Below are 24,083 nucleotides of genomic sequence, written 5' to 3'. Positions count from 1 at the left end.
ATGGCCGTTTCGCAACCGCGACTCTCTCGCCCCGCCGTCACCCGCCCCCTCCAGCAGGCCGCCGAACCCGCCGTACGGCTCTCGAACTTCGTCCGCCGCTTCGGCGACAACACCGTCATCGACGGCCTGGACCTGTCGATCGCCCCGGGTGAGTTCGTTGCCCTGCTGGGCGCCAGCGGCTCAGGCAAGACAACCCTGCTGCGAACCTTGGCCGGGCTCGACCCTGCCCGGGGGCAGGACGTGAAGACCCCCGACGCCCGGGCGGTCGTGTTCCAGGATGCGCGCTTGCTGCCGTGGAAGAAGGTCTGGCGCAATGTCGCCCTTGGCCTTTCCGGCGGCAACGTCCGGGCCCGCGCCGAGGCGGCGCTGAAGGAGGTGGGCCTTAGCCATCGCCTCGACGCGTGGCCCGGCACCCTCTCGGGCGGCGAGGCTCAGCGCACGGCCCTGGCCCGGGCCCTGGTCCGCGCGCCGGGCCTGCTGCTGCTGGACGAACCGTTCGCGGCGCTGGACGCCCTGACCCGCCTGAAGATGCACGATCTGGTGCTGTCGCTGTGGCGCGAGCACGCGCCGGCCGTGCTGCTGGTCACCCACGACGTCGACGAGGCCATCGCCCTGGCCGACCGGGTTCTGGTGCTGGACAAGGGCCGTATCGCCGCCGAAGAGCGCATCACGCTGGACCGGCCGCGAACGCTCGACGCCCGCTTCCAGGCCATCCGCCGCCGCTTGCTGAGCCAGCTCGGCGTCGAGTCCGGGCCCGCCCATGGCGAAGGTCACCTGCTCGCCTTCCCTACCGGCGAGGTCGTGCTGTGAACGCCCCCGTCCGTCGCTTCGAGGCTCAAGCGCGCCTGCCCGATCTCGATGCGATCCTGCTGGAGCTGACGAAGGCCTTCGCCGCCACCGCCGGCCAACACGACCGCGAGGCCAGCTTTCCGGCCGACAACTTCCGCCAATTGCACGAGGCGGGCCTTCTGGCCCTGACCGCGCCCGCGCGGCTGGGGGGACTGGAGGCCGACCTGCCGACGGCGCTGAAGGTGATCTCGGCCGTGGCGCGCGGCGAGCCGGCGACGGCGCTCGTCCTGGTCATGCAGTACCTGTTCCACGCCTCGGTCGAAGGCCGCTCCGGCTGGCCCGAGCATCTGAAGCAGCGCGTCATCGGCGAGGCGATCGAGCACGGCGCCCTGATCAACGCCCTGCGGGTTGAGCCGGACCTCGGCACGCCCGCCCGCGGCGGCTTGCCGGCCACCATCGCCCGCCGCACGCCCGAAGGCTGGCGGCTCAGCGGCCGCAAGATCTACTCGACCGGCTCCACCAACCTGACCTGGTTCGTGGTCTGGGCCCGAAGCGACGACCCCGAACCTCTAGTCGGCGGCTGGCTGGTCCGCGCCGACACCCCCGGAATTTCGATCGAGGAGACCTGGGACCACCTGGGCCTGCGCGCCTCCGCCAGCCATGACGTGGTGTTCGAGGACGTCCTGGTCCCGCTGGACCATGCCCTGGATCCCCAGCCCGTCGGCGCGCCGCCGCCCTATCCGGCCAGCTTCGCCACATGGTCGGCGGTGCTGACCTCGGCCATCTATGACGCCGTCGCCCGTGCGGCGCGGGACTGGCTGGTCGAATTCCTGGCCAACCGCAAGCCGGCCAACCTGGGCGCCGCCCTCTCGACCCTGCCGCGGTTCCAGGAAGCCGTGGGCGAGATCGACGGCCTGCTGCTGTCCAACCGCGTCCTGCTGGACACCGCCGCGCGGGGCGAGGTCGACGGCGTCGAGGCCAGTCTCGTCAAGCATCTGGTCACCGAAAACGCCATTTCGGCCGTTGAAAGGGCCTTGAAACTGACCGGCAATCCGGGCCTGACCCGCGCCAATCCGCTGGAGCGCCACCATCGCGACGTCCTCTGCGGCCGGGTCCACACGCCGCAGGCCGACGTGGTCCTGACCAGCGCCGGCCGCGCCGCCTTAGCGGGACTGGGCGCATGAGCCGCCTCATCGTCGCCAGCCAGTTGCCCGAGGTGTTCAACAGCGTCTTCGCCCAGCATGTCGCCGACGCCGAGATCGTCGCCGTGCCGCCGGGCTTGACCGCGCCCCTGCCGCCCCAGGCCAAGGTCCTGGTCGCCGCGCCCTTCCGCAAGGCCGGCGGGGTTCTGCCCGACCGCCCGCCGCCCGGCTGGCCCTTCGACGTGCGCTGGGTGCAGCTGGTTTCGGTCGGCATCGACTTCTATCCGGACTGGCTGTTCGACGGTCCCGTCGTGACCTCGGCGCGCGGCTCGTCCGCCGTGGCCCTGGCCGAATTCGCGCTGGCCGCCCTCCTGGCCGAGGCCAAGCGCCTGCCGGACATCTGGATCGACCAGGCCTCGCGCTGGGCGCCGCAGCAGCTGAAACTGGTCGCCGGCTCGACCCTGGGCCTGGTCGGCTTCGGCGCCATCGGCGAAGCCCTGGCCCCGCGCGCCCAGGCCCTGGGGATCAACGTGCTGGCGGTGCGCCGCTCGGACGCCCCGATCCCGGTGCCCGGCGTCGAGCGCGTCGCTGACCTCAAGACCCTGTTCGAGCGCAGCGACCATGTCGTCCTGGCCGCGCCGGCGACGCCGCAGACCGAGCGGATCATCAACCGCGACCTCCTGCTGCACGCCAAGCCCGGCCTGCACCTGATCAATATCGCCCGCGGCGCCCTGATCGACGACGAGGCCCTGCTGGCGGCGCTGGACGAGGGCCGCGTCGGCCGCGCCAGCCTAGACGTCACCTTCCCCGAGCCTTTGCCGGACGGCCACCCGTTCTACGGCCATCCCAAGGTTCGCCTGTCGCCGCACACCTCGGTGCATACGCCCGACACCCGTATCAACCTGGCGACCCAGTTCGCCGAGAACCTGGCCCGCTTCCGGTCCGGCGCGCCCTTGGCCGGCGTCGTCGACCTGTCGCGCGGCTACTGAGAGATCAACGCCATGACCGCCATTCCCGCGCCCCAAGCCTTTGAGGGAAGAAGCTTCGCGCCCGCCGCGCCGCATCCCGCCAAGATCGAGACCGTCCTGCCCGAGTTCGGGACCCGCGAGATCCCGCGCCAGCCCACCGTCGAGGCCGAGCGCCTCTATCGCAAGCAGCGCCTAGCGGCCTCTTATCGCCTGTTCGGCCGCTACGGCTTCGACATGGGCGGCGCCGGTCACATCACCGCCCGCGACCCGGAACTGACGGACCATTTCTGGGTCAACCCGTTCGGCGTTCACTTCAGCCGGATCAAGGTCTCGGACCTAATGCTGGTCAGCCATGACGGCCGCGTCGTCGAGCCGCCGGCCAGGGTCCCTGCCCGCTTGAACCGCGCGGCCTTCGCCATCCATTCGCAGCTGCACGAGGCCCGTCCGGATGTCGTGGCCGCCGCCCATTCGCACTCGCTGTACGGCAAGGCCTGGTCCGCCCTGGGACGCCTGCTCGACCCCCTGACCCAGGACTCGGCGGCCTTTTATGACGACCACGCCCTGTTCGAGGAATTCTCCGGCGTGGTGCTCGACACCAGCGAGGGCCAGAAGATCGCGCGGACGCTGGGCCCGAAGAAGGCCGTGATCCTGCAGAACCACGGCATCCTGACCGTTGGTCAATCGGTCGAGGCCGCCGTCTGGCGCTACCTGGCCCTGGAGAACGCCTGCCAGACCCAGCTGCTGGCCGAGGCCGCCGGTCCGACCAAGCCCATGCCGCCCGAGGTGGCCGCGCACACCGCCAGCCAGGTCGGCAGCGAGGCCGGCGGCCTCTGGGCCTTCCAGCCCTATTGGGACGTCGTCACCGAAGAAGAACCGGACCTGTTCGACTGATGACCGGTTTCACGATGTCCAGGCGCGGCCTGATGGTCGGCGGCGTGTCGATCGCCGGCCTCTCCATGACCGGTCTCGCCGCCTGCTCGCCCAAACCCGCCGCCAAGACCGGCAACCTTTCTGACCTGACCCTGCGGGTCGCCACCTATCGCGGCAATCCCGAGAGCTTCTTCGACCAGGCGGGGATCCAGGCTCCGCCTTACAAGTTGGCTCGCACCCAGTTCGCCGGCGGCAACCTGATCGCCGAGGCGATCAACGCCCGGGCGCTGGACTTCGGCGGCATGAGCGAGATCCCGCCGATCTTCGTGGCCGACCATCCGGGCAACCAGGTCCGCATCGTCGGCGTGCTGCAAGGCGACGTGAACAACCAAGTCGTGCTCGTGCCCAAGGGCTCGCCCGCCCAGGACTTTAAGGCGCTGAGGGGCAAGCGGATCGGCTATGTGAAGGCCACGACCTCGCACTACATCCTGCTGCGGCTGCTGGAGAAGTCCGGCCTGACCTGGGCCGACATCACGCCCGTGGCGCTGAGCCCTCAGGACGGTCTGGCCGCCTTCCAGAGCGGAGCGCTGGACGCCTGGATCATCTACGGCGTCATCGTCTACCAGGCCCGCGAAGCCGGGGCCCGAGTGCTGACCACCGCCCAGGGGATCCTGTCGGGCAACTACCTGATCACCGCCGCCGCCGAAGCGCTGGACGAGCAGGAGCGGCTGAAGGCCATCGGCGACTACGTCCGACGCTATCGCCAGGTGTTCGACTGGATCAACGCCGACGGCGTCCGCTGGGCCAAGATCCGCGCCGCCGCCACCGGGGTCAAGCAGGCCTATTACGAGCAGGAGTTCCGCGAGCGCAGCTCGCCTTCGATCCTGGGCCCGATCAGCGAGGCGGCGATCGCCTCACAGCAGGCCGTGGCCGACACCTTCGCGACCGCCAAGGTCATACCAAGCGCCGTCCAGGTCAAGCCGCTGTGGGATGACCGGCTGACGTCGTTCCTGAAGTGATATTTGCCGCACAAATATAGAACCGCAGCGTTCTTGATATAAGCAAATCTATCGATTTCCAGATTTTATATTCGTTGAGAACAGATCGCGCAGATGACAAATCCCTACAAGATAAATCGGGGATAGGTCGAATGCCTAAATTTCGCTCGCGTGATCTTCTGCTCTTGAGTTCCAGCCTGGCGATGGCCGGCGCGGCCCAGGCCGCCGAACCGGCTTCCAGCGCCGACGGGGCCGCCCCCGCGGTCGAGCAGGTCATCGTCACCGCCGAGCGACGCGCCACCGACCTGCAGAAGACCGCCATCGCCATCTCGGCCTTCGGCCAGCAGGTCCTGGCCGACCGCAAGATCGACAATATCCGCGACCTGTCGGGCCAGATCCCGAACCTCAGCATCAGCCGGGTCACGATCAGCCACACCACCCAGACCTACGCCCTGCGCGGCGTCGGCGAGGCCGACCCGATCCAGGAACCGGTGCTGGCCGTCTATGTCGACGACGTCTACATCCCGCGCCAGATCGGCTCGATGGTCGAGTTCAACGACCTGGAGCGCATCGAAGTGCTGCGCGGCCCACAAGGCACGCTGTACGGCCGCAACTCCAGCGCCGGCGCCCTGCGGATCATCACTCGCGATCCCGGCCAGAATCTGCGCGCCAAGGCCGAGGTCGGGTTGGGAAATTATGGGGCCGTCGACGTCCGCGCCCTGATCGAAGGACCTCTGGTCGCCGACAAGCTGTCGGGCAGCCTTTCGTACATCCATCACGAGCGCGACGGCGTCACCTTCGATCCGACGCTGAACCACGACGTCAACCGCATCAACCTGGACGCCTTCCGCGCCAAGTTGCGTTGGACGCCGACCGAACGCCTGGACGCGCAATTGACCGTCAACGCCCTGCGCGACCGCAGCGACACGCGCAGCTATATCCCGGTGAACCAGCCGGGCGGAATCTTCCGCAACGATCGCTCATACGCCGAGGTCGAGCCGGTCCAGGACCTGGACCAGATCAGCGGCTCCCTGCGCGTCCAGTACGAGCTTTCCGAGCACCTGAAGCTGAAGTCGATCACCGCCTACGGCGGCTTCAACCTCAATCCCGTCGCCTATGACAACGACGGTGAGGCGGCGCTGATCCAGAAGAACCTGATCCACTACAACGATCAGTACGCCACCCAGGAAGTCCAGCTGAACGGCGACTTCGGCGACGTCACCTTCACCAGCGGCCTGTTCTATCTGCACGAGCGGTTCTTCGTGCAGCGCGACGGCTACAGCCGCCGCAACGCCCAGAACACCGACCCGGTGACGACGCCCGGCAACTACAGCTTCGCGCGGGCCCACAACATCACCAACACCGACGCCTACGCCGTGTTCGGCGAAGCGACCTGGAAGGCGACCGACCGCCTCTCCCTGACCGGCGGCCTGCGCTGGACCAACGAGAAGAAGAACTTCGTCTTCGACAACAAGGTGCTGAACCTGGCCGGCCAGGTCGTCGGCCAGTCGATCGCCGGCCAGGCCGACAAGACCTTCTCGGCGATCACGCCCAAGGTCTCGGCCCAGTACCAGTGGTCCGACGAGGTCCTGCAGTACGTAACCTGGTCGAAGGGCTTCAAATCGGGCGGATTCGACAACCGCGCCACGCGTCTGGATCTGGCCACCCGGCCCTTCGCCCCCGAGAACGTCGACAGCTACGAGACCGGCCTGAAGACCGAGCTGTTCGACCGCCGCGCGCGGTTGAACCTGGCGGCGTTCTACAACGACTACAAGGACCTGCAGGTCAGCTACAGCGACCCGGCCTATCCGGGCAATTCGATCCGCGGCAACGCCGGCAAGGCCCACACATACGGCGTCGAGATCGAGGGCGACGTTCGCCCGACCGAGCGGCTCGGCCTGCAAGCCTCGGTCGGCTACCTGTTCGCGGTCTACGACAAATACCGCAACGCCGGCGGGGTGGGCGTCAACGCCGACGGACACCGCCTGCTGAACTCGCCGCGTTGGAGCCTATCCGGCGGTCTGACCTACGACGTGCCGATCGAGATTCCGGGCTCCGTGCGCCTGGGCCTGAACGCCCAATGGCAGGGCAAGGCCTATTTCAACGCGCTGCAACGCCCGCAGGACAAGGCGCCGGCCCAGGGCTTCCTGAACGGCTCGATCACCTGGACGACGCCGGACCCGCGCTGGGCCGTGCAGCTGTCAGGCCGCAACCTGCTCGATTCCGACAAGCCGGTCAGCGCCACCTACACACCGTCCACCGGGGTCTACTACCGCAACTACCCCGATCCCCGGACCTTCCTCGTCACCCTCAAATACGCGCTGTGACCCCATGAGCCAGCACCGCCTCTCGGACTTCGTGGCCGACTTTTCCAACCTGCTGGACCAGACCGGCGACGAGGCCGTGATCCTGCGCGAGGGCGGCGCCCTGCTGGCCGACCTCGTGGCTGTCGACGACTGGCTGCCGGAAGCCCAGAGCCGGCCCGATCCGACGCGCTACCAGCAGTACCTGCTGCACCGCGATCCAGCCGGCCGCTTCTCGGTGGTCAGCTTTGTCTGGGGGCCGGGCCAGGCGACGCCCGTCCACGACCATACCGTCTGGGGCCTGGTCGGCGTCCTGCGGGGGGCCGAACTGTCCCAGTCCTACGCGCGGCGGGGCGACGCCCTGGCCGCGGCGGGCCAGGTTCATCGCCTGGAAACCGGCCAGGTCGAAGCGGTCTCGCCGACGATCGGCGACATCCACCGCGTCGCCAACGCCTTCGAAGACCGGGTCTCGATCAGCATCCACGTCTATGGCGCCGATATCGGGACGGTGCGGCGGTCGACCTACGGCGCCGACGGCCGGCCCAAGCCCTTCGTCTCCGGCTACGCCGACGTCCCGCCACCTCTCCTGTTCGACCGCGCCAGCGCCCTGGCCTACGGAGCCGCCGAATGACCCTGTCCGTCGTCAAGCCGCAAGAGGTCCGCCGCGACCTGATCGCCCGACGCGAGATCGCCCTGCTGGACCTGCGCGAGGAAGACCCTTTCGCCAAAGGACACCCGCTGTTCGCTTCGCAACTGCCGCTGAGCCGGCTGGAGGCGGAGATCCTCGACCGCGTCCCACGCCATGGCGCCAAGATCGTCCTCTATGACGACGGCGAGGGCCTGGTCGCGCCCGCCGCCGAACGGCTGGCGGCCCTGGGCTACACGAACGTCCACGCGCTGGCCGGCGGCCTCGCCGGGTGGCGCGCCGCCGGCTACGAGCTGTTCCAGGACGTCAATTCCTACAGCAAGGCGTTCGGCGAACTGGTCGAGGCGCGCCGCCATACGCCGTCCCTGCCGGCCCAGGAGGTCCAGGCGCGTATCGACGCCCAGGCCGACCAGGTGATCCTCGACGCCCGCCGGTTCGAGGAATACGCGGTCATGAGCATTCCCGGGGGGATCAGCACGCCCGGCGCCGAACTGGTGCTGCGCGCCCGCGAACTGGCGCCCGATCCCTCGACCACCATCATCGTCAACTGCGCCGGCCGCACGCGCAGCCTGATCGGCGCCCAATCGTTGGTGAATGCCGGCCTGCCCAACCCTGTCTTCGCCTTGCGCAACGGCACGATTGGCTGGACCCTGGCCCAGCAGACGCTGGAACATGGCCAGGACCGCAAGTTTCCCGAGGTTCGTGACCAGACCCTGGCCGAAGCCCGAAGCCGCGCCCGCGACGTCGCCTACCGCGCCGGCGTCCGCCGCCTCGACGCGGCGGGCTTGGCCGACCTCGGCAAGGACGGCGACCGCACCCTCTACCGCTTCGACGTCCGCACGCCCGAGGAGTACACGACGGGCCACATCCCCGGCTTCCGTTCGGCCCCTGGGGGCCAGCTGGTGCAGGAGACCGACGTCTTCGCCCCGGTGCGCGGCGGCCGCATCGTGCTCGCCGACGATCTGGGGCCTCGCGCCGACATGACCGCCTCGTGGCTGGCCCAGCTGGGCTGGGAAGTCTACGTGCTGGACGGCGGCTTCAAGGGCGGGCTGGAGACCGGCGCCTGGACGCCGCGCCTGCCCGTCCTGCCGGCGGTCGAGGCCCTGTCGCCCGAAGACCTGGCCCAGGCCATCGCCGAGGAGGCCGTGGTCGTGATCGACCTCGCCCCCAGTCCGCGCCATCGCAAAGCTCACGTGCCCGGCGCCTGGTTCGCGATCCGCGCCCAGTTGCCCGAGGCGCTGGACAGGCTGCCGAAGGACAGGGCCTTCGTGCTGACCTCGACCGACGGCGTCCTGGCGGCCCTGGCCGCGCCGGAACTGGAAGACCTGACCGACCGCTCCGTCCGCGTCCTGGCCGGCGGGACCGAGGCCTGGATCGCCGCCGGCCGCGCCGTCGAGGGAGGCCTGACCCGCGCCGCCAACGCCCCGACCGACATCTACAAGCGCCCTTATGAGGGCACCGACAACGCGGCCGAAGCCATGCAGGCCTATCTCGATTGGGAGTTCGGTCTGGTCGAGCAACTGGCGCGCGACGGCACGCACGGCTTCTACGTGATCTGAACCATGACCCTGCAGCTCTATTTCGCGCCCGGTTCCTCGTCCCTCGCCCCACTTGTGGCGCTGGAGGAGATCAACATTCCCTACGGCGCCCACCGGCTGGATCTCGCCGCCGGCGACCAGCACAAACCCGACTATCTGAAGGTCAATCCGCGCGGCCGCGTGCCGACCCTGCTGGTCGACGGTCAGGCCGTGACCGAGGTCCTGGCGATCCTGACCTACCTGGCCCATCGCTACCCGCACAGCGAGCTTCTGCCCCTGGCCGACCCGCTGGGGCTGGCCAAGGCCTACGAAGTGATGAGCTGGTTCGCCAGCACGGTGCACGTGGCCTTCGCCCAGATCGCCCGGCCGGAGCGCTACGCCGACGACGAGGCGGTGAAGGCCGCCCTGGCCACGCCCGGCGAGGCCCGTTTCGCCCGCACCCTCACCGACATCGAGCGCCTGGCCCAGGCGCCGGGCCCTTGGCTGCTGGGCGAGAATTTCAGCGTCGTCGACGCCTACGCCCTGGTGATCTGGCGCTGGGCCGAGCGGCGCCAGATCGACACCGGACGCTATCCCGCCTGGAGCGCCAAGGCCGCTCGCGCCTTCGCCCGCCCTTCAGTGGTCCGCGCCCTGCGCAGGGAGGCCGCGCCCGTAACGGCCTGATGAGCCGCCCGCATAACGCGCTTGAAAACTCCTCGCTCATCGTCGGGCGAGGCCGTCCCTAAGATCGAACCCCAAACTGGAGCCCGCCATGAGCGTTGAATTCATCGGTTTCATCGGCACGCAGCACGCGTCCGAGATCCATCCGCCGTTCGGCCCCGCCATCGACGTAGCCTATGTCGAGAAGACCGCCCGCGTGCATGAGGACGGCGGCTTCGACCGCGCCCTGGTCGCCTTCCACTCGACCGGCCCGGAAAGCCAGCTGGTCGTCGCCCATGCGGCTTCGGTGACCACGAGACTGAACTTCATGATCGCCCACCGGCCGGGCTTCACCCAACCGACCCTGGCCGCCCGGCAGCTGGCGACGCTGGACCACTTCACTGGCGGCCGGGTCGCCGTGCACATCATCACCGGCGGGTCGGACGAGGAACTGGCCAAGGACGGCGACCACCTGACCAAGGACGAGCGCTACGCCCGCACCAGCGAGTACCTGGACATCGTTCGCGCCGAATGGACCGGCGACAAGCCGTTCGACTACGAGGGCAAGTACTACAAGGTCGACCAGGGCTTCGGCGCGGTGAAGCCGCTTCAGGCGCCGCATATCCCGATCTATTTCGGCGGCTCGTCCGATGCGGCCATTCCGGTGGCGGGAAAGCACGCCGACATCTACGCCCTGTGGGGCGAAACCCAGGCCCAGGTGCGCGAGACCATCGCCCGCGTCCGCGCCGCCGCGGCCAAGCACGGCCGCCAGGTGCGCTTCTCGCTGTCGCTGCGTCCAGTGATCGCCGACACCGAGGAAGCCGCCTGGGCGCGCGCCGACGACATCGTCGCTCGCGCCAAGGCGCTGCGCGAGGCCGCCGGCTTGCCGACCACGGGTCACCGTCCGCCCAACGCCGGCTCGCAGCGCCTGCTGGACGCGGCCGCGCAAGGCTCGCGTCTCGACAAGCGCCTGTGGACCGGCGTCGCCGGCGTCACCGGCGCGCAAGGCAACTCCACGGGCCTGGTCGGCACGCCGGAACAGGTCGCCGAAAGCCTGCTCGACTACTACGACCTGGGCGTCTCGACCTTCCTGATCCGCGGCTTCGACCCGGTCGAGGACGCCATCGCCTACGGTCGCGACCTGATCCCGCTGGTCCGCCAGCGGGTCGCCGAGCGCGACCTTCGCCTGGCGCGGGCGGCGAGCTGACCCGTGGCTCCCTACGACGCCGTCTCGCCCTCGTCGATGGACGCCACCTCCATGGTCGCGTTCAAGGAGGTGCTGGCGCACCTGGCGAGCGGCGTCGCCATCATCTCCTGCTGGGACGGCCAGACGCCGCGCGGCCTGCTGGTCAGCTCGATCATCGGCCTGTCCGTCGAGCCGCCCCGCTTTCTGTTCTGCGTGCGCAAGGAGGCTGGCTGTCACGATGCCTTGCGGTCCGCGCGCGAGTGCGGCGTGGCGCTGCTGGGCGCAACCGACCGGGAAGAGGCCCTTCGCTTCGCGGGCCCGGCTCGTGCGGCTGAACGCCATGCGCCCGAGCGGTGGCGGCTCCCGGACGGCGCCCCGCCGGTCTACCGCGGCGGCCTGGCCGACGCCCGCTGTCGGATCGACAGCGTCGCAGATGCGGGCACCCACTCGGTCTTCATCGTCACGGCCGCCGAATACCGCCTGACCCCCGGTCCGCCGCTGGTCGCCTGGAACCGGGGCTTCCTGAACGCCGAGCCGCCCTCGGCTCCCGCCGACTTCAGCGAGAGACGGCCCGGCGCGCAAATGTCGTCAGAAGGCCGTTGAACTCCTCGGCCCGTTCGAATTGCGGCGTATGACCACACGCGTCGAGCAGCACAAACTGCCCCCTCTGCGGCAAGGCCGCATGCCTCTCGGACTGCTGAAACGGCAGCACGGCGTCCTGCTTGCCATGAATCAGCAGGACCGGGCTGGCCGCCGCCTCCAAGCACTGGAGGCTCTTTCGCCAGACGGATTCGTGGACGCCGGCCAAGGACATGGTCCGGCGCAAGGTTCCTAACAGCGCCTTGGCCGCTCCGGGGCGGTGAACATTGCGCCGGACGATCGCACGAAGATCCTCCGTCACCACGGCGGGGTCGTGGAACAGCGCGACCAGCTGGCGCTCGACCGACGCCTCGCCAGGCTTGGCCATCAATTCGCCGAGCAGCGGCAAGGACATCAATCGGAACGGCAGGAAGACCTCCGGGCCCAGCATGGCCGGCGCGACCAGCACCAGACCGGCGATGCGGTCGGGCGCCAGACCCGACAGGCGCAAGGCGACGGTCCCGCCCAGCGAGTTGCCCACGGCGATCACCCGCTCCAAGCCAAGCACATCCAGCAGGGCCAGGGCGCAGGCCGCGTAGCTGTCTGGATCATAGGGCTGACGCCCCATGTCGGACAGGCCGTGACCGGGATAGTCCCAGGCGATGAGGCGATGGCTTCCCGCCAGCGCCTCAAGCTGCCTCGACCAAAGCTCCAGCGAGCCGCCGATGCCCGAGGAGAGGAAAAGCGGAACGCCCTCGCCGCCCGTATCGACGTAGCGGATCTTGACGCCATCGACGACGGCCGTCCGGTCAATCATGCGAGCCCCTCAATCAAATCCGTCGACGCGCGCGAACCTCGCGGGAAGACGTGAAGAGGACTGGAGCACGAGCGCCGGGCGAGTGGCTTGCCCAGGTGCGAAGACGACTTTGACAGACGCGAACTCGAGCGTCATTTCCGCCGCCGCCGACCCGCGCAAGGCCTCTTGCGTACGGCCGTCTACGGCTCCTTGTTCGCGTCCAGAGCCGGACCGTCCGCCCCCACGCGGCGGAGCTTGGCGAGAAGGCGACCGAACTCGGCGCGTTCGACTTCCGTCAGGGCGGCGAAAGCGTCTCGATCGTGCTCGAGCGTGGCCTCCTCGATCCGAACCCGCAGGGTCTCGCCGGCGGCGGTCAGGTGCAGGGCGTTGGTTCGACGGTCACGGCCCGGCCGGCGCTCGATCGCGCCCAGCGCTTCCAGTTCGTCGACGGCCTTCATCGTGCTGGCCCGGTTGATGCCCAAGGCTCTCCCGAGGGTGACCTGGTCGCAGCCGGCGTTAAGGGCGATGTAGACGATCGCCGTGGCGCGCGCCGGGGTCACGTTCAGGGGGGTCAGGCGAGCCGCCAACCCGGCCATGATCCGCACGTCGGTCGAGTGCAGTTGCAGGCCCAGCCGTTGTCCCAGGACGCCAAAGGCGGCGGTCTCTTCCATGTCGACAAACCCCCAATTAGCACGCCAAGCGAACTGTATCCTGATTGCATTTAAAGGGCTTTCCGCGGGACCTCCAGATCCTTCGCGTTTCCGCCATGCCGTCAGTCGGCGCGAATGGTCCACGCGGCGCCCAGCGGCGAACCCGCGCTGGCCGCCGCCTCGAACACCTTGGCGTTGCGAATGGCCGCCAGGGCGTGGTCTCGCATGATCCGCTCGGCTTCGTCGGCATTGCCCTGCACGATGGCGTCCAGCACCGACTGGTGCTGGCGATGGGCGGCCAGCAGGTGCTCGTACTCGGCTGCGAGGTCCGCCAGGTCCAGCGCCAGGGCCCCGGCGCCCGCGAACGGTTCGAAACTGTTGCGCGCCAGCGCGCCCTCGACCGCGCCGTTGCCCGCCGCGGCCACCAGCGTGTCGTGGAACGCCTGATTGTAGGCGGCGTAGCGATCCACGTCCTCGGCGGCCAGACGTCCTGTCGCGAACAAGGCCTCGCCTTCCGCGATCAGGCCGGCGAGGCGCGCATGGGTCTCGGAGCTCATGCCCCGCTCGACCAGGCGTCGCGCCGCAAAACCTTCAAGAACGCCTCGCACCTCGATGGCGTCGCGGATCTGGTCGCTGGACACGCCCCGGGCCGCATAGCCCCGCGCGCCCAGCCGCACCACCAGCCCTTCCTGCTCCAGGCTTCGCAGGGCCGTGCGCACGGGCATACGGGAGACGCCCAGCGCCGCCGCCGTCGGGATCTCGGCGATGCGTTCGCCGCTCTTGATCTCACCCGAGGCGATCATCTTGCGGAGGGCCATCATCACGCGCTGGCCCGGCTTCATGCTTGGCATGTCCATGGCCGCGACCGTAGCCGACCCGTCGAGACGCTCACAAGCTTTCAATTGGATCCAATCTTGACGACGTCGCGATTGCGATCAAGATTGGATCCAATAGGTCGCCAGACCAAGGCACGAGGAAACGACGATGGGTCCCGAAACCATGGCCAAGGCCGCGCCCTGGCCGCTTGACGCCTGGTACGTCGCCTGCACGCCCGACGAGATCGCGAACAAGCCCCTGGGTCGGCGGATCTGCGGCCAGGCCCTGGTGCTCCATCGCGGCAAGGATGGCCGCCCGGTCGCCCTGGAGGATTTCTGCCCCCACCGGGGCGCGCCCCTCTCGCTGGGCTTCGTCCGGGATGGCGAGCTGGTCTGCGGCTATCACGGCCTGACCATGGGCTGCGAAGGGCGCGCGACATCGATGCCGGGTCAGCGCGTCGCCGCCTTCCCCGCCATCCACGCCTTCCCGGTGCTGGAGCGCCACGGCTTCGTCTGGGTCTGGCCCGGCGATCCCGTCCAGGCCGACCCCGCCAAGCTGCATCCGCTGTTCTGGGCCGACAGCCCCGACTGGGCCTATGGCGGCGGCCTCTATCACATCGCCTGCGACTACCGGCTGATGGTCGACAACCTGATGGACCTGACCCACGAGACCTACGTCCACGCCACGAGCATCGGCCAGAAGGAGATCGACGAAGCGCCGGTCACCACGCGCCTCGACGGAGAGGAAGTGGTGACCAGCCGTTTCATGGAAGGCATCCACGCGCCGCCGTTCTGGCGCATGGCGCTGCGCGGCGCCGGCCTGCCCGAAGACGCCCTCGTCGACCGCTGGCAGATCTGCCGCTTCTCGTTGCCCAGCCACGTGATGATCGAGGTCGGCGTCGCCCTGGCGGGTCATGGCGGCTATGACGCGCCGGCCGACAAGAAGGTCTCCAGCGTTGTCGTCGACTTCATCACCCCCGAGACCGAGACCTCGCACTGGTACTTCTGGGGCATGGCGCGCAGCTTCGCTGTCCAGGACACGGGCCTGACCGACACTATTCGCGAAGGCCAAGGCAGGATCTTTTCCGAAGACCTGGAGATGCTGGAGCGGCAACAAAAGAACCTGCTGGCCTATCCCGACCGCAAGCTCCTGAAGCTGAACATCGACGCTGGCGGCGTGCGCTCGCGCATGGCCATCGACAAGGCGATCGCCGCCGAGGCCGGCCCGTTGGCGGCAGCCGCTGGATGATCAAGGTCCGGGTGGCGTCCCGCGCCCAGGCCGCCGAGGGCGTCGTGCGGCTGGACTTGGTCTGCGCCGAAAGCCGCGACCTGCCGCCGTTCGACGCCGGCGCCCACATCGACCTGTTCCTGGGGAACGGCCTGACGCGGCAATATTCGCTGTGCAACGATCCGGCCGATCGCAGTCATTATCGGATCGCCGTCTTGCGCGAGCCGACCTCGCGCGGCGGCTCGACCTATGTCCATGAGGCGCTGACCGACGGCGCGACGTTGGACATCAGCCTCCCACGCAACCTGTTCGCGCTGGACGAGACGGCTGATGAGCACCTGCTGTTTGCCGGCGGGGTCGGCGTCACGCCGATCCTGGCCATGGCTCGACGATTGCACGCCCTGGGCCGCCCGTTCCTCTTCCACTACTGCGCTCGCGACCGCTCGCGGGCGGCGTTCCTGGACGAGTTGGCCGCGGCGCCGTTCGCGGACGTGGTGCGCTTGTCGTTCGACGCCGAGCCGGAAACACGACTCGACCTTGACGTCGCACTCGCCGATCCGGCGCCGGGCCGCCGTCTCTATGTCTGCGGTCCCGGCGGGTTCATGAGCCATGTGGTCGACGGCGCCCTGGCGCGCGACTGGGCCGCGGACCAGATCCGCAAGGAGCATTTCGCCGCCGCGCCTGGGCCTGAGGGCGAGAACCGGCCGTTTGAGCTGGTGATCGCCAGCACCGGACAGGTAGTGCCGGTGGCGGCCGACCAGACCGCCGCCCAGGCCCTGGAGGCCGCCGGCGTCTTCGTGCCGGTCTCGTGCGAGCAAGGCGTCTGCGGCACCTGCCTGACCCGCGTGACGGATGGCCAGCCCGACCACCGCGACGCCTTCCAGACCGACGAGGAAAGAGCCGCGAACAACCAGTTCACGCCCTGCTGTTCGCGCGCCCGCACCTCGCGCCTGGTGCTGGACCTTTGATCAAAAAAGAGCCCGGCGCGAGGTTCGCGCCGGGCCCAAGGGATGCGAAAGGCCGTCCGAAAGGATCAGGCCATCCGCACCACGGGCTTGATCACCCGTCCAGCTTCGCCGTCCGCGACGGCCTGGTTGATCTCCGACAGCGGGTAGAACTGGATCAGGCGGTCGAACGAGAACTGGCCAGCCTGGTGCAGGGCGATCAGCTCCGGGATGAATACGTCGGGATCGGCGTCGCCTTCGACCACGCCGCGCACCACCTTGCCGCCGCTCATCACCGACACCGCGTCCAACGGCAGTTCGTCGCCCATCTTGGACGCGCCGACCAGGCCGCAGACGCCGCGCGCGCCCAGGCAGTCGACCGCCTGGCGCATGACCTTCAGGTTGGCCGTGGTGTCGATCGAGAACTGCGCGCCGGTCCCGGTGATCGCCTGGATTTTCTCGACCACCCCGCCCTCCGCGCCGTTCAACGCGTGGTCGGCGCCCAACTCCAGCGCCAAGGCCAGCCGATCGGGATTGATGTCCACGGCGATGATCGGGCCAGCCCCGATCGCCTTGGCCGCCAGCACCGCCGACAGGCCAACCGCGCCGGCGCCGAACACCGCCAGCGAGCGGCCGGCGGGGACCTTCAAGGCGTTCATCACCGCCCCCGCCCCGGTCATCACCCCGCAGCCGAGCGGGCCCAGGATTTCCAGGGGCGCGGCCTTGTCGACCTTCACCGCGTTGCGTTCATGACAGAGAGCGTAGGTGGCGAACGACGACTGGCCGAAGATGTTGGCGTGGATGGTCTCCCCTTCCCGCGACAATCCCGACGAGCCGTCCTCACGCGCACCCATGAAATTGCGCGGGAAGAACTCGTGACAATAGGTCGGCGCGTGGTCCTCGCACGACGGACACCGGCCGCAGGAGTTGAAGGTCATGACCACATGGTCGCCCGGCGCGACCTTGGTCACGCCGGGACCGACCCTCTCGACGATTCCGGCGCCCTCGTGACCCAGGACGACCGGCTGGGGCGTGGGCAGGTGCTGGTCGCGCATCACCATGTCGGTGTGGCAGACCCCCGTGGCGACCACGCGGACCAGGATCTCGCCCGCGCGGGGCTCCTCGATCTCCAGCGGCTCCAGGCTGAACGGACCGGCGGGACTGCGCGTGACGGCGGCTGTGATCTGCATGCGGACGAACTCCTCGAAGCCGCGGGTCTAGAACGGATAGGGCGTGGCCACGGCCTTGACCGTTTCCCACCGCCAGGTGGTGAACTCGTCCAGGTTCGCCGGCCCGCTGATCCGGGTTCCGTTGCCGGAAGCCTTCATGCCGCCGAACGGCGCGTGAGGCCCGGCTTCGACCGTCTGCTCATTGATATGCAGGTGCCCCACCTCGAGCGCCCTCCCCAGGCCCATGCCGCGCCCCACCGAACCGGTGATGATCCCCGCCGCCAGGCCATAGGGCCCATGGTTGGCCAGGCTCGCGGCCTCGTCCAGCTCGTCGAAGACGGTGATCGCCGCCACGGGGCCGAAGATCTCCTCCTCGAACGCCCGCATGCCCGGCTTGACCCCGGCCAGCACTGTCGGCGCGTAGAATAGGCCGTCATGCGTCCCGCCGGCGATCAGTTGGGCGCCGGCCGCCACCGTGTCGGCGACGATGGCATGGACCCGGTCCAGCTGGCTCCGGCTGATCAGCGGGCCCAGCGCCACGTCGCCGCGCATCGGATCGCCGACCGGCAGGTGCGCTGCCTTGACGGCCAGGCGCTCGACCACCGCGTCGTGGATCCCGCGCTGGACCAGCAGTCGGCCGGCGGTCATGCAGATTTGGCCCTGGTGCAGCCACGCCGCCCAGGCCGCGTTGGAAGCCGCGACGTCCGGATCGGCGTCGTCGAGGATGATCAACGGGTTCTTGCCGCCCAGCTCCAGCGCCACCTTCTTCAGGCGCCCGCCCGCGACCTCGCCGACCTTGCGGCCCGCGGCGGTGGAGCCGGTGAAGGCGATCATGGCGATGTTCGGATCCCGGCACAGGGCGTCACCGGCTTCGGCGTCGCCGGGCAGGACATGCAGCAGGCCCTCGGGCAGGCCGGCCGCCTCGAACACCCGAGCAATCAAGAAGCCGCCGCTGATGGGCGTGCGCGGGTCAGGCTTGAGCACCACCGCATTGCCGACGGCCAAGGCGGGAGCCACCGCGCGGATCGACAGCACCAGCGGAAAGTTGAACGGCGAGATCACGGCGACCACGCCCAAGGGAACACGGCGCGCGATGCTGGTCTTGTCCGGTGAGGCGGGCAGGACCAGCCCCGCGGCCTCGGTCGCCATCACGCCAGCCTGCCGCACGAAGCCCGCAGCGTGTTCCAGCTCGACCGCGGCCTTGCCTGCGACCGAACCGCTCTCGCGCATGATCCACGGCGCCAGGTCGACGGCGTGCTCTTCCAACAGGTCGGCGGCCCTCAGCAGCACTTTCTGGCGCGCGTCGGCGGTCAGAGCCGCCCAGGCGGGCTGAGCCATCTTGGCCGACGCGGCGGCGCGGACGACGTCCGAACGGTCGGCGCGCCCCACGCGGGTCAGCACCGTCTCGGTGGCCGGCTCCAGCACCTCGATCACGCCGCCCTGGGACGAGCGCCAACCGTCGGAGAACAACCGCCCGTTCCAGTTGTCGGCCGACAGCAGGGGCGCAGCCACGGGGGGTCGCGGGCTCATGTCGTTCATGGCGATCTCGCGCTCCTAAATATTCAAGCCCCGAAGGGCGACATGGGGCGAGCGGCGGACGCGCTCGCCCCGCCTTCGTCAGAATGTCACGCCAAGACGGACATAGGCTTCGCGCGGCCGGCTGTAGGTGCCGAAGATGGCGCCGGCGGCGATGTTCTCGTTGCCGGTCGTCAGGTAGCGCTTGTCGGTCAGGTTCGTGCCGCCCACCGCGAGGGTCCAGGCGCCGCCGGGATCGGCATAGGCGAGGCTGGCGTTCACCACCTGCACGGCCGGACGCTTCAGCAGATAGGTGCGCTGGGCGTTGTTCCAGATGCTGGAGGTGTAGGTCCAGTCGCCGATCGCCGTGATCGACCCGCCGTTGGCCAGCTTGAACTCGTAGCGTGGGCTGACGTTGATCTTCCACTTCGGCGTCTTGGGCAGCGGGGCGCCGACGAAGGTGCCCGCCTGGAAGGGGTTGGGACCGCTGACCGCCAGCACGCCGGCCAGCACGTCGGTGTAGCGGGCGTGCAGATATCCGACAGACGCATTGATGGTGAGCCCGTCCATGGGCACGGCGACCGCCTCGATCTCGGCGCCCTTGATCTTGGCGTCGCCGGCGTTGCGGATGGTCGGCGAGGTGCCCTGCTGGAAGTTCAGCTGGATGCCGTCGTACTGCGTCTGGAACACCGAGCCGTTCAGTTGCAGGCGGCGGTCCAGCAGTTTCGACTTGAAGCCGGCCTCCCAGGTGGTGGCGGTCTCCTCGCCGAACGGCTGGGCCAGCAGCTGGGGATTGGTCAGGCGAGTGGTCCAGCCCCCGGTCTTGTAGCCCTTGGACCAGCTGACATAGGCCATCAGGTCGTCGCCCGGGTGCAGCTGCACCCCGACCTTTGGCGAGAAGTTGCTGAACGTCTGCTCGTTGACGCCGGGCGCGTAGACGCGCACCGGATTGCTGGGATCCGGATAGCTCAGGCCCGTCTGGCATGAGACCGGCGCCAGCGGGAAAGGCCCGTTCGGCGTGATGTTGCCGTTGGCGTCCGAACAGCCGAAGAGCTTGTAGTTGAAGCCGTTCAGGTCCTGCTGCCCGCCCTCGAACAGCTTCTTTTCCTTGGTGTAGCGACCGCCGATCGTGACGCCGATCAGGTCGATCGGACGCCAGTCGATCTGGCCGAACGCGGCGTAGTTCTTGGTCTCAAGCTGGTTGGGACCGTCGACCTGCAGCAAGCCTTCGTCGAAGGTGACGTAGTCGTGCAGCGAGCCCTTTTCCTTGAAGTAATAGGCGCCCAGCACGTAATTGAGCTTCTTGTCGAAAGCCGAGCCCAGCAACTGCAGCTCCTGGCTGAACTGCCACTGCTTCATGTCGAAGCTGAGCTGGCCGATGTTCAGCGGCGAGCCGTCGGCGTCGGTGCCGCTCTTCCACAGCAGTTTGCGGTAGGCGGTGATCGACTTCAGAGTCACGTCGTCGGTGAGGCTGTGCTCGACCGTCAGGCCCGTGCCCCAGTTGACCAGGTTCGAGAAGCTGTTGCCGGTGGCGTAGCTCTTGTCGATGTCCTTGCTGACGAAGCGGCTGTCATAGGGCAGCCGGTCGTTATTCGGGTCGGCGTCGACATTGACGCTGGCCAGCGAGGCGACATGGAGGTTGGGGCTGTACTGCGTGCCGCGCACGCCGCACAGGGCCTGGGCGTTGCGGGCCGCGATCTGCGCGCCGGTCGCGCCGATGCAGAAGTTGTAGAGCCCGCCGAACAGGAAGCCCGTAGTCCCCGTCGGATCGAAGGCCGTGCCCGGCAGGTTGGTCGTACCGGCGAAATTGCCCGGAACCGTCACCGTCGTGCCGATCAGGGTGTTGGCCAGGCCGTCGCCATCCTCGTGCGTGTAGTCGGCCGCCAGCACGACCTTGGTGGACTCGCCCCTCCACTTCAGCTTGCCGCGCAGGTTCCAGCTGTTCTCACCGCCCTCGCGCGACGCCGTGTTGAAGTCGGACGACGGGAAGGCCGTATAGGAGGTCGTGTTGCGGGCCCGCGCGTCCGGGAAGGGGATGCGCTCGACATGACCCTCACGGCTCTTGATCCCGAACGTGATCGACGAGGACAGCCCCTCGGCCAGCGGCAGGTCGGCGCTGCCGCGGGCCTGCATCAGGTTGAAGCTGCCGACGGTGACGTCGCCCTTGAACTTGAAGGTGTCGCCCGGTTCGCGCGTCACGATCGAGATCGCGCCGCCAATGGTGTTGCGGCCGAATAGAGTGCCTTGCGGACCCTTCAGGATCTCGATGCGCTCGACGTCCAGCAGGTCCTGGTTGGCGCCGACGGTGCGGGCCAGATAGACGCCGTCGACATAGATGCCGACGCCCGGATCGATGTTGAACGCGAAGTCGTCCGAGCCGATGCCGCGCACATAGGCCGACAGCACCGAGGGCGAACCCGAGAACGGCGTGCCGCCGTCGAGGGTGACGTTGGGCGCCAGGTTAGACAGCTGGGCGACGTTGCCCACGGCTCGTTCCTGCAGCGCATTTTCGGTGAAGGCGGAAATGGCGATCGGCACGTCCTGGACGTTCTCGGCCCGCTTCTGGGCGGTGACGACAACTTCCTCCACGACGGCCTGGCCGTGCGCGGCGCCGGCCGCCGCCAGGGCAAACAGGGACGCCGCCCCGAACACCTGATGTAACCAGAGCTTACGCCCCATGGCCCGAACCTCCCTTTTATGTCGTTGTCGACAGAGGAGCACGGGCGGCGCCATCAAACTTGGCCAGGCGCGAAGGCGACTTTCACGGATGCGAAGCCCGATGTCGTTTTCGCGAACGTGGGCGTCGAAAAAGACTCAGCTGGCCCGGAACTCGCGCGGTCCGACTCCGTAGAAGGCCTTGAAAGCCCGGCTGAAATGCGAAAGGTCGTTGAAGCCCAGGCCGAACGACAGGTCGGTGATGTTGCAGGCCGTACCATCCTCCCGCAGGGTTCGCGCCGCCCGTTCCAGCCGTTTGCGCCGGATATAGGCCAGTGGCGTGGTGGCCATGCCGGCGAACACCATCTGGACGTAGCGCGGGGAAACGCCCAGCGCGCCGGCGACGCGCCCCACGCTGAGGTCCGGATCGCAAAGGTTCTCGTCGATGAAGCGCTTGATCCGCGCGCCCGCGCCCTGGCCGGCGTCGAGGTCGCGGACAGCCCTCGCCTGCCCTTCATTTTCCCGAGCGACAGCGCTCAGCAGAGACAGGGCCGCGTCCTGCACCGCCTCGCCGACGGGCGCGGTGCCCTGGCCGGCGTTGGTCCACAGCGTCCGGATGAACGAGGTCAGCAGAGCGCCGGCCAGGCCGTCGCCAGCCAGACGACGGCCGCACAGGGCCTCGGGATCGCCCATCCGGTCGGCCAATCGCTCGGAGGGGATCCGTAGCACCAGCATGCGGTTGGGATCGTCGAACCGGATCGTGTAGGGCCGCGCCGGATCGCACAGCATCAGGTCGCCCTCCTCCAGCACCGCCTCCCGGCCATCCTGCAGGTTCAGGCTGCGGCCGAGGTCCTGGACGTGCAGCTTGAAATAGGGTCGCTGGGCCCACGACGCTCGGCCTCGCCGCACCACCGCGGCGCTGGAGGCGACGCGGGACAAGTCCATGCCGCCCAGGTCGCGCACGTCCATGCGGCCCTCGAACCCCTCCCGGTCGGCGTCGACCACGAGATTGTCGAAGGTCGATGCGACCAGCGCGTTCCACGCCTCTAGCCCGATCCCGGTCCGGGTCGCGCCGCCCTGTCCGTCGAGACTCAACGCCATCTCATCCTCCCTCAGGCTCGCCGGTCGCTCCCCCCAGAGACCGCCGGCGTTCAGGTTCTTGGATCCTGGCCGAGCAGCCGCTCGCGCAGGACCGTTTTCTGGATCTTGCCCGAAGCCGTGCGCGGCAGCGCCGCGACCAGGGTCAGAGCCTTGGGCAGCTTATAGCGGGCCAGCCGATTTTCGAGATGGTTCAGGATCAAGGTCAGATCGAGGATGGCGCCGTCGCGGCAGGTCACGACCAGATGGCCGATTTCGCCCCAGCGCGGATCAGGCACGCCGACGACGGCGCACTCGGCGATGGCCGGATGGTCCGCAAGGGCCGCCTCGATTTCGGCCGGATAGATGTTCTCCCCGCCCGAGATGAACATGTCCTTCTTGCGGTCGACCAGCCAGTGATAGCCCTCGGCGTCAGCACGGGCGATGTCGCCGGTGCGGAACCAGCCATCGGGGGTGAACGCCCGCGCGGTCTCGTCCGGTCGCCGCCAGTAGGCCTGGAAGACATTGTCGCCCTTCAACAGCAGCTCACCGGCGATGCCTGGGAGGCACTCGTTGTCATGCTCGTCGACGATCCGGGTGGCCACGGAGGACATGGCCAGGCCCGCCGAGCCGGCTCGTGCGTCGATCAGCGCCAGGTCGGCCGGCATGCCGAACACGGTCCCGGCCTCGCTCATGCCGTAGCCGTCGACGACCGGGACGCCATCGGCCAGCCAGGCGCGGATGTCGGCGGCCGGATGGGGCGCACCGCCAGTGAAGACCGCCGTCAACCGCCCCAGCGCCGAGGCGTCGAAGTCCGGATGACGGTGCAGCATCGCGGCCATCTGGGGCACGCAGAAATAGTGGGTCACGCCCAACGCGGGATCGCCCAGGCGGCCCAACGTGCGACCAGGCTCGAAACCGTCGGACACCAGGATGGTCCCACCGTGCATCAGGGCGGGACGGATCGATGTCACCAGGCCGATGATGTGGAACATCGGCGCGTCGACCAGGAAGACGCTCTGGTGGGTGACCTTGCCCAGGCGGCCGAAATTGATCGCCGTCTGGTCCAGGTTGCGCTCCGACAACAGCACCCCCTTGGGCCGACCCGAGGTGCCCGAGGTGTAGAGGATCAGCGACGGGCGCTCGCGATCGGCGAGCGTGGCCGACTCTGGCTCGGCCGCCAGGATCTCGGCCCCCAGGATGTCGAGGTCGAGCCCCTCGAGGCCCATGGCGCCGAGTTGGGCGTCGCCGACGATCAGGGCCGGCTCGGCGTCCTCGACCAGGGCGGCGATCTCGCCGGCGCTCAGCCGCCAGTTCAGCGGCACGAACATCGCCCCCAGCCGGGCGCAGGCCAGGTGCAGGATCGCCAGCAGGACCCGGTTCCTGGCCAGCACCGCCAGGCGGTCGCCCTCGCCCACCCCGCGTCGCCGCAGCACGCCCGCCGCGCGACCGATGTCGGCGTCGAGCTCGGCATAGGTCCAGCGACGGCCGCCGGCCAAGTCGCCGGCCGCCAGCCGGTCGGGCTGGAGACGCGCCTGGAGGGCGACATGGTCCATCGGAGTCATTCTAGTCGTCC

At 68.9% G+C, this 24,083-nt stretch carries 21 protein-coding genes; 13 read left to right on the top strand and 8 right to left on the bottom strand.

The window, feature by feature from the left end:
• The 11 genes from ASD47_RS19845 to ASD47_RS19795 all read left to right on the top strand — a co-directional run bounded on the left by ASD47_RS19845 (window position 1) and on the right by ASD47_RS19795 (window position 11,682).
• Window positions 1-810 (top strand): ABC transporter ATP-binding protein, encoded by an 810-nt coding sequence (locus ASD47_RS19845; RefSeq protein ID WP_056760191.1) that lies wholly within the window; start codon window positions 1-3, stop codon window positions 808-810.
• Window positions 807-1,973, top strand: coding sequence for an acyl-CoA dehydrogenase family protein (locus ASD47_RS19840; protein ID WP_056760189.1), 1,167 nt, complete (start codon window positions 807-809; stop codon window positions 1,971-1,973). Before ASD47_RS19845 ends, ASD47_RS19840 begins: the two co-directional genes overlap by 4 nt.
• A complete protein-coding gene (locus tag ASD47_RS19835; RefSeq protein WP_056760187.1) occupies window positions 1,970-2,920 on the top strand; it encodes a D-isomer specific 2-hydroxyacid dehydrogenase family protein in 951 nt (316 codons plus the stop codon). The genes ASD47_RS19840 and ASD47_RS19835 overlap by 4 nt, the downstream gene beginning before the upstream one ends.
• Before the next feature lie 12 nt (window positions 2,921-2,932).
• On the top strand, window positions 2,933-3,790 hold the full coding sequence (locus tag ASD47_RS19830) for a class II aldolase/adducin family protein (protein WP_056760185.1): 858 nt from the start codon (window positions 2,933-2,935) through the stop codon (window positions 3,788-3,790).
• A complete protein-coding gene (locus ASD47_RS19825; protein WP_056760183.1) occupies window positions 3,790-4,788 on the top strand; it encodes an ABC transporter substrate-binding protein in 999 nt (332 codons plus the stop codon). The genes ASD47_RS19830 and ASD47_RS19825 overlap by 1 nt, the downstream gene beginning before the upstream one ends.
• 131 nt (window positions 4,789-4,919) lie before the next feature.
• Window positions 4,920-7,094: a TonB-dependent receptor gene (locus ASD47_RS19820; protein ID WP_056760181.1), complete on the top strand. Its 2,175-nt coding sequence runs from the start codon at window positions 4,920-4,922 to the stop codon at window positions 7,092-7,094.
• A gap of 4 nt (window positions 7,095-7,098) precedes the next feature.
• Window positions 7,099-7,701 (top strand): cysteine dioxygenase, encoded by a 603-nt coding sequence (locus ASD47_RS19815; protein WP_056760180.1) that lies wholly within the window; start codon window positions 7,099-7,101, stop codon window positions 7,699-7,701.
• Window positions 7,698-9,275: a rhodanese-like domain-containing protein gene (locus tag ASD47_RS19810; protein WP_056760177.1), complete on the top strand. Its 1,578-nt coding sequence runs from the start codon at window positions 7,698-7,700 to the stop codon at window positions 9,273-9,275. Before ASD47_RS19815 ends, ASD47_RS19810 begins: the two co-directional genes overlap by 4 nt.
• Window positions 9,276-9,278: 3 nt before the next feature.
• Complete coding sequence (locus ASD47_RS19805; protein ID WP_056760175.1) at window positions 9,279-9,917, top strand: glutathione S-transferase family protein; 639 nt, start codon at window positions 9,279-9,281, stop codon at window positions 9,915-9,917.
• An 88-nt stretch (window positions 9,918-10,005) separates the two neighbouring features.
• On the top strand, window positions 10,006-11,100 hold the full coding sequence (locus ASD47_RS19800; RefSeq protein ID WP_056760174.1) for an LLM class flavin-dependent oxidoreductase: 1,095 nt from the start codon (window positions 10,006-10,008) through the stop codon (window positions 11,098-11,100).
• A 3-nt stretch (window positions 11,101-11,103) separates the two neighbouring features.
• Entirely contained in the window at window positions 11,104-11,682 is a 579-nt protein-coding gene (locus ASD47_RS19795) for a flavin reductase family protein (RefSeq protein ID WP_235525961.1), read from the top strand.
• Here the strand turns inward: ASD47_RS19795 and ASD47_RS19790 are convergent.
• The 3 genes from ASD47_RS19790 to ASD47_RS19780 all read right to left on the bottom strand — a co-directional run bounded on the left by ASD47_RS19790 (window position 11,636) and on the right by ASD47_RS19780 (window position 13,961).
• Window positions 11,636-12,475, bottom strand: a complete 840-nt coding sequence (locus tag ASD47_RS19790; protein WP_056760172.1) for an alpha/beta fold hydrolase — start codon at window positions 12,473-12,475, stop codon at window positions 11,636-11,638. The genes ASD47_RS19795 and ASD47_RS19790 overlap by 47 nt on opposite strands.
• Before the next feature lie 179 nt (window positions 12,476-12,654).
• Complete coding sequence (locus tag ASD47_RS19785) at window positions 12,655-13,125, bottom strand: MarR family winged helix-turn-helix transcriptional regulator (protein ID WP_056760170.1); 471 nt, start codon at window positions 13,123-13,125, stop codon at window positions 12,655-12,657.
• A gap of 101 nt (window positions 13,126-13,226) precedes the next feature.
• Window positions 13,227-13,961, bottom strand: a complete 735-nt coding sequence (locus ASD47_RS19780; protein WP_056760168.1) for a GntR family transcriptional regulator — start codon at window positions 13,959-13,961, stop codon at window positions 13,227-13,229.
• A 127-nt stretch (window positions 13,962-14,088) separates the two neighbouring features.
• Here ASD47_RS19780 and ASD47_RS19775 point away from each other — a divergent pair, with 127 nt between their 5' ends.
• Together ASD47_RS19775 and ASD47_RS19770 are read left to right on the top strand one after the other, a co-directional pair.
• The gene (locus ASD47_RS19775) at window positions 14,089-15,168 is read left to right on the top strand and encodes an aromatic ring-hydroxylating dioxygenase subunit alpha (RefSeq protein ID WP_156402330.1); all 1,080 of its coding nucleotides are present in this window, start codon (window positions 14,089-14,091) and stop codon (window positions 15,166-15,168) included.
• Window positions 15,165-16,115 carry a PDR/VanB family oxidoreductase gene (locus tag ASD47_RS19770; protein ID WP_056760166.1) on the top strand — a complete coding sequence of 317 codons (951 nt, stop codon included), beginning with the start codon at window positions 15,165-15,167 and terminating at the stop codon, window positions 16,113-16,115. The genes ASD47_RS19775 and ASD47_RS19770 overlap by 4 nt, the downstream gene beginning before the upstream one ends.
• 65 nt (window positions 16,116-16,180) lie before the next feature.
• Here the strand turns inward: ASD47_RS19770 and ASD47_RS19765 are convergent, their stop codons facing one another.
• From ASD47_RS19765 to ASD47_RS19745, 5 genes are all read right to left on the bottom strand, one after another.
• Window positions 16,181-17,281, bottom strand: coding sequence for an NAD(P)-dependent alcohol dehydrogenase (locus ASD47_RS19765; protein ID WP_056760164.1), 1,101 nt, complete (start codon window positions 17,279-17,281; stop codon window positions 16,181-16,183).
• Window positions 17,282-17,308: 27 nt separating this feature from the next.
• Window positions 17,309-18,772: a benzaldehyde dehydrogenase gene (locus ASD47_RS19760; protein WP_056760499.1), complete on the bottom strand. Its 1,464-nt coding sequence runs from the start codon at window positions 18,770-18,772 to the stop codon at window positions 17,309-17,311.
• 105 nt (window positions 18,773-18,877) lie between these two features.
• Window positions 18,878-21,454, bottom strand: a complete 2,577-nt coding sequence (locus ASD47_RS19755; protein ID WP_056760162.1) for a TonB-dependent receptor — start codon at window positions 21,452-21,454, stop codon at window positions 18,878-18,880.
• A 135-nt stretch (window positions 21,455-21,589) separates the two neighbouring features.
• Window positions 21,590-22,531 carry a helix-turn-helix domain-containing protein gene (locus ASD47_RS19750; RefSeq protein ID WP_056760161.1) on the bottom strand — a complete coding sequence of 314 codons (942 nt, stop codon included), beginning with the start codon at window positions 22,529-22,531 and terminating at the stop codon, window positions 21,590-21,592.
• Window positions 22,532-22,581: 50 nt separating this feature from the next.
• Window positions 22,582-24,072 carry an AMP-binding protein gene (locus tag ASD47_RS19745; protein ID WP_056760159.1) on the bottom strand — a complete coding sequence of 497 codons (1,491 nt, stop codon included), beginning with the start codon at window positions 24,070-24,072 and terminating at the stop codon, window positions 22,582-22,584.
• Between the last annotated feature and the right edge of the window lie 11 nt (window positions 24,073-24,083).

Source organism: Caulobacter sp. Root1472 (assembly GCF_001426985.1).
In the GTDB taxonomy this organism is placed as follows: Bacteria; Pseudomonadota; Alphaproteobacteria; order Caulobacterales; family Caulobacteraceae; genus Caulobacter; species Caulobacter rhizosphaerae.
This window is presented reverse-complemented; position numbering and strand designations above follow the sequence as displayed.

Coding starts and splice junctions, on each gene's coding strand:
- ASD47_RS19845 (WP_056760191.1), top strand. CDS start 1: ATGGCCGTTTCGCAACCGCGACTCTCTCGCCCCGCCGTCACCCGCCCC.
- ASD47_RS19835 (WP_056760187.1), top strand. CDS start 1,970: ATGAGCCGCCTCATCGTCGCCAGCCAGTTGCCCGAGGTGTTCAACAGC.
- ASD47_RS19830 (WP_056760185.1), top strand. CDS start 2,933: ATGACCGCCATTCCCGCGCCCCAAGCCTTTGAGGGAAGAAGCTTCGCG.
- ASD47_RS19825 (WP_056760183.1), top strand. CDS start 3,790: ATGACCGGTTTCACGATGTCCAGGCGCGGCCTGATGGTCGGCGGCGTG.
- ASD47_RS19820 (WP_056760181.1), top strand. CDS start 4,920: ATGCCTAAATTTCGCTCGCGTGATCTTCTGCTCTTGAGTTCCAGCCTG.
- ASD47_RS19815 (WP_056760180.1), top strand. CDS start 7,099: ATGAGCCAGCACCGCCTCTCGGACTTCGTGGCCGACTTTTCCAACCTG.
- ASD47_RS19810 (WP_056760177.1), top strand. CDS start 7,698: ATGACCCTGTCCGTCGTCAAGCCGCAAGAGGTCCGCCGCGACCTGATC.
- ASD47_RS19805 (WP_056760175.1), top strand. CDS start 9,279: ATGACCCTGCAGCTCTATTTCGCGCCCGGTTCCTCGTCCCTCGCCCCA.
- ASD47_RS19800 (WP_056760174.1), top strand. CDS start 10,006: ATGAGCGTTGAATTCATCGGTTTCATCGGCACGCAGCACGCGTCCGAG.
- ASD47_RS19790 (WP_056760172.1), bottom strand. CDS start 12,475: ATGATTGACCGGACGGCCGTCGTCGATGGCGTCAAGATCCGCTACGTC.
- ASD47_RS19785 (WP_056760170.1), bottom strand. CDS start 13,125: ATGGAAGAGACCGCCGCCTTTGGCGTCCTGGGACAACGGCTGGGCCTG.
- ASD47_RS19780 (WP_056760168.1), bottom strand. CDS start 13,961: ATGGACATGCCAAGCATGAAGCCGGGCCAGCGCGTGATGATGGCCCTC.
- ASD47_RS19775 (WP_156402330.1), top strand. CDS start 14,089: ATGGGTCCCGAAACCATGGCCAAGGCCGCGCCCTGGCCGCTTGACGCC.
- ASD47_RS19770 (WP_056760166.1), top strand. CDS start 15,165: ATGATCAAGGTCCGGGTGGCGTCCCGCGCCCAGGCCGCCGAGGGCGTC.
- ASD47_RS19765 (WP_056760164.1), bottom strand. CDS start 17,281: ATGCAGATCACAGCCGCCGTCACGCGCAGTCCCGCCGGTCCGTTCAGC.
- ASD47_RS19755 (WP_056760162.1), bottom strand. CDS start 21,454: ATGGGGCGTAAGCTCTGGTTACATCAGGTGTTCGGGGCGGCGTCCCTG.
- ASD47_RS19750 (WP_056760161.1), bottom strand. CDS start 22,531: ATGGCGTTGAGTCTCGACGGACAGGGCGGCGCGACCCGGACCGGGATC.
- ASD47_RS19745 (WP_056760159.1), bottom strand. CDS start 24,072: ATGACTCCGATGGACCATGTCGCCCTCCAGGCGCGTCTCCAGCCCGAC.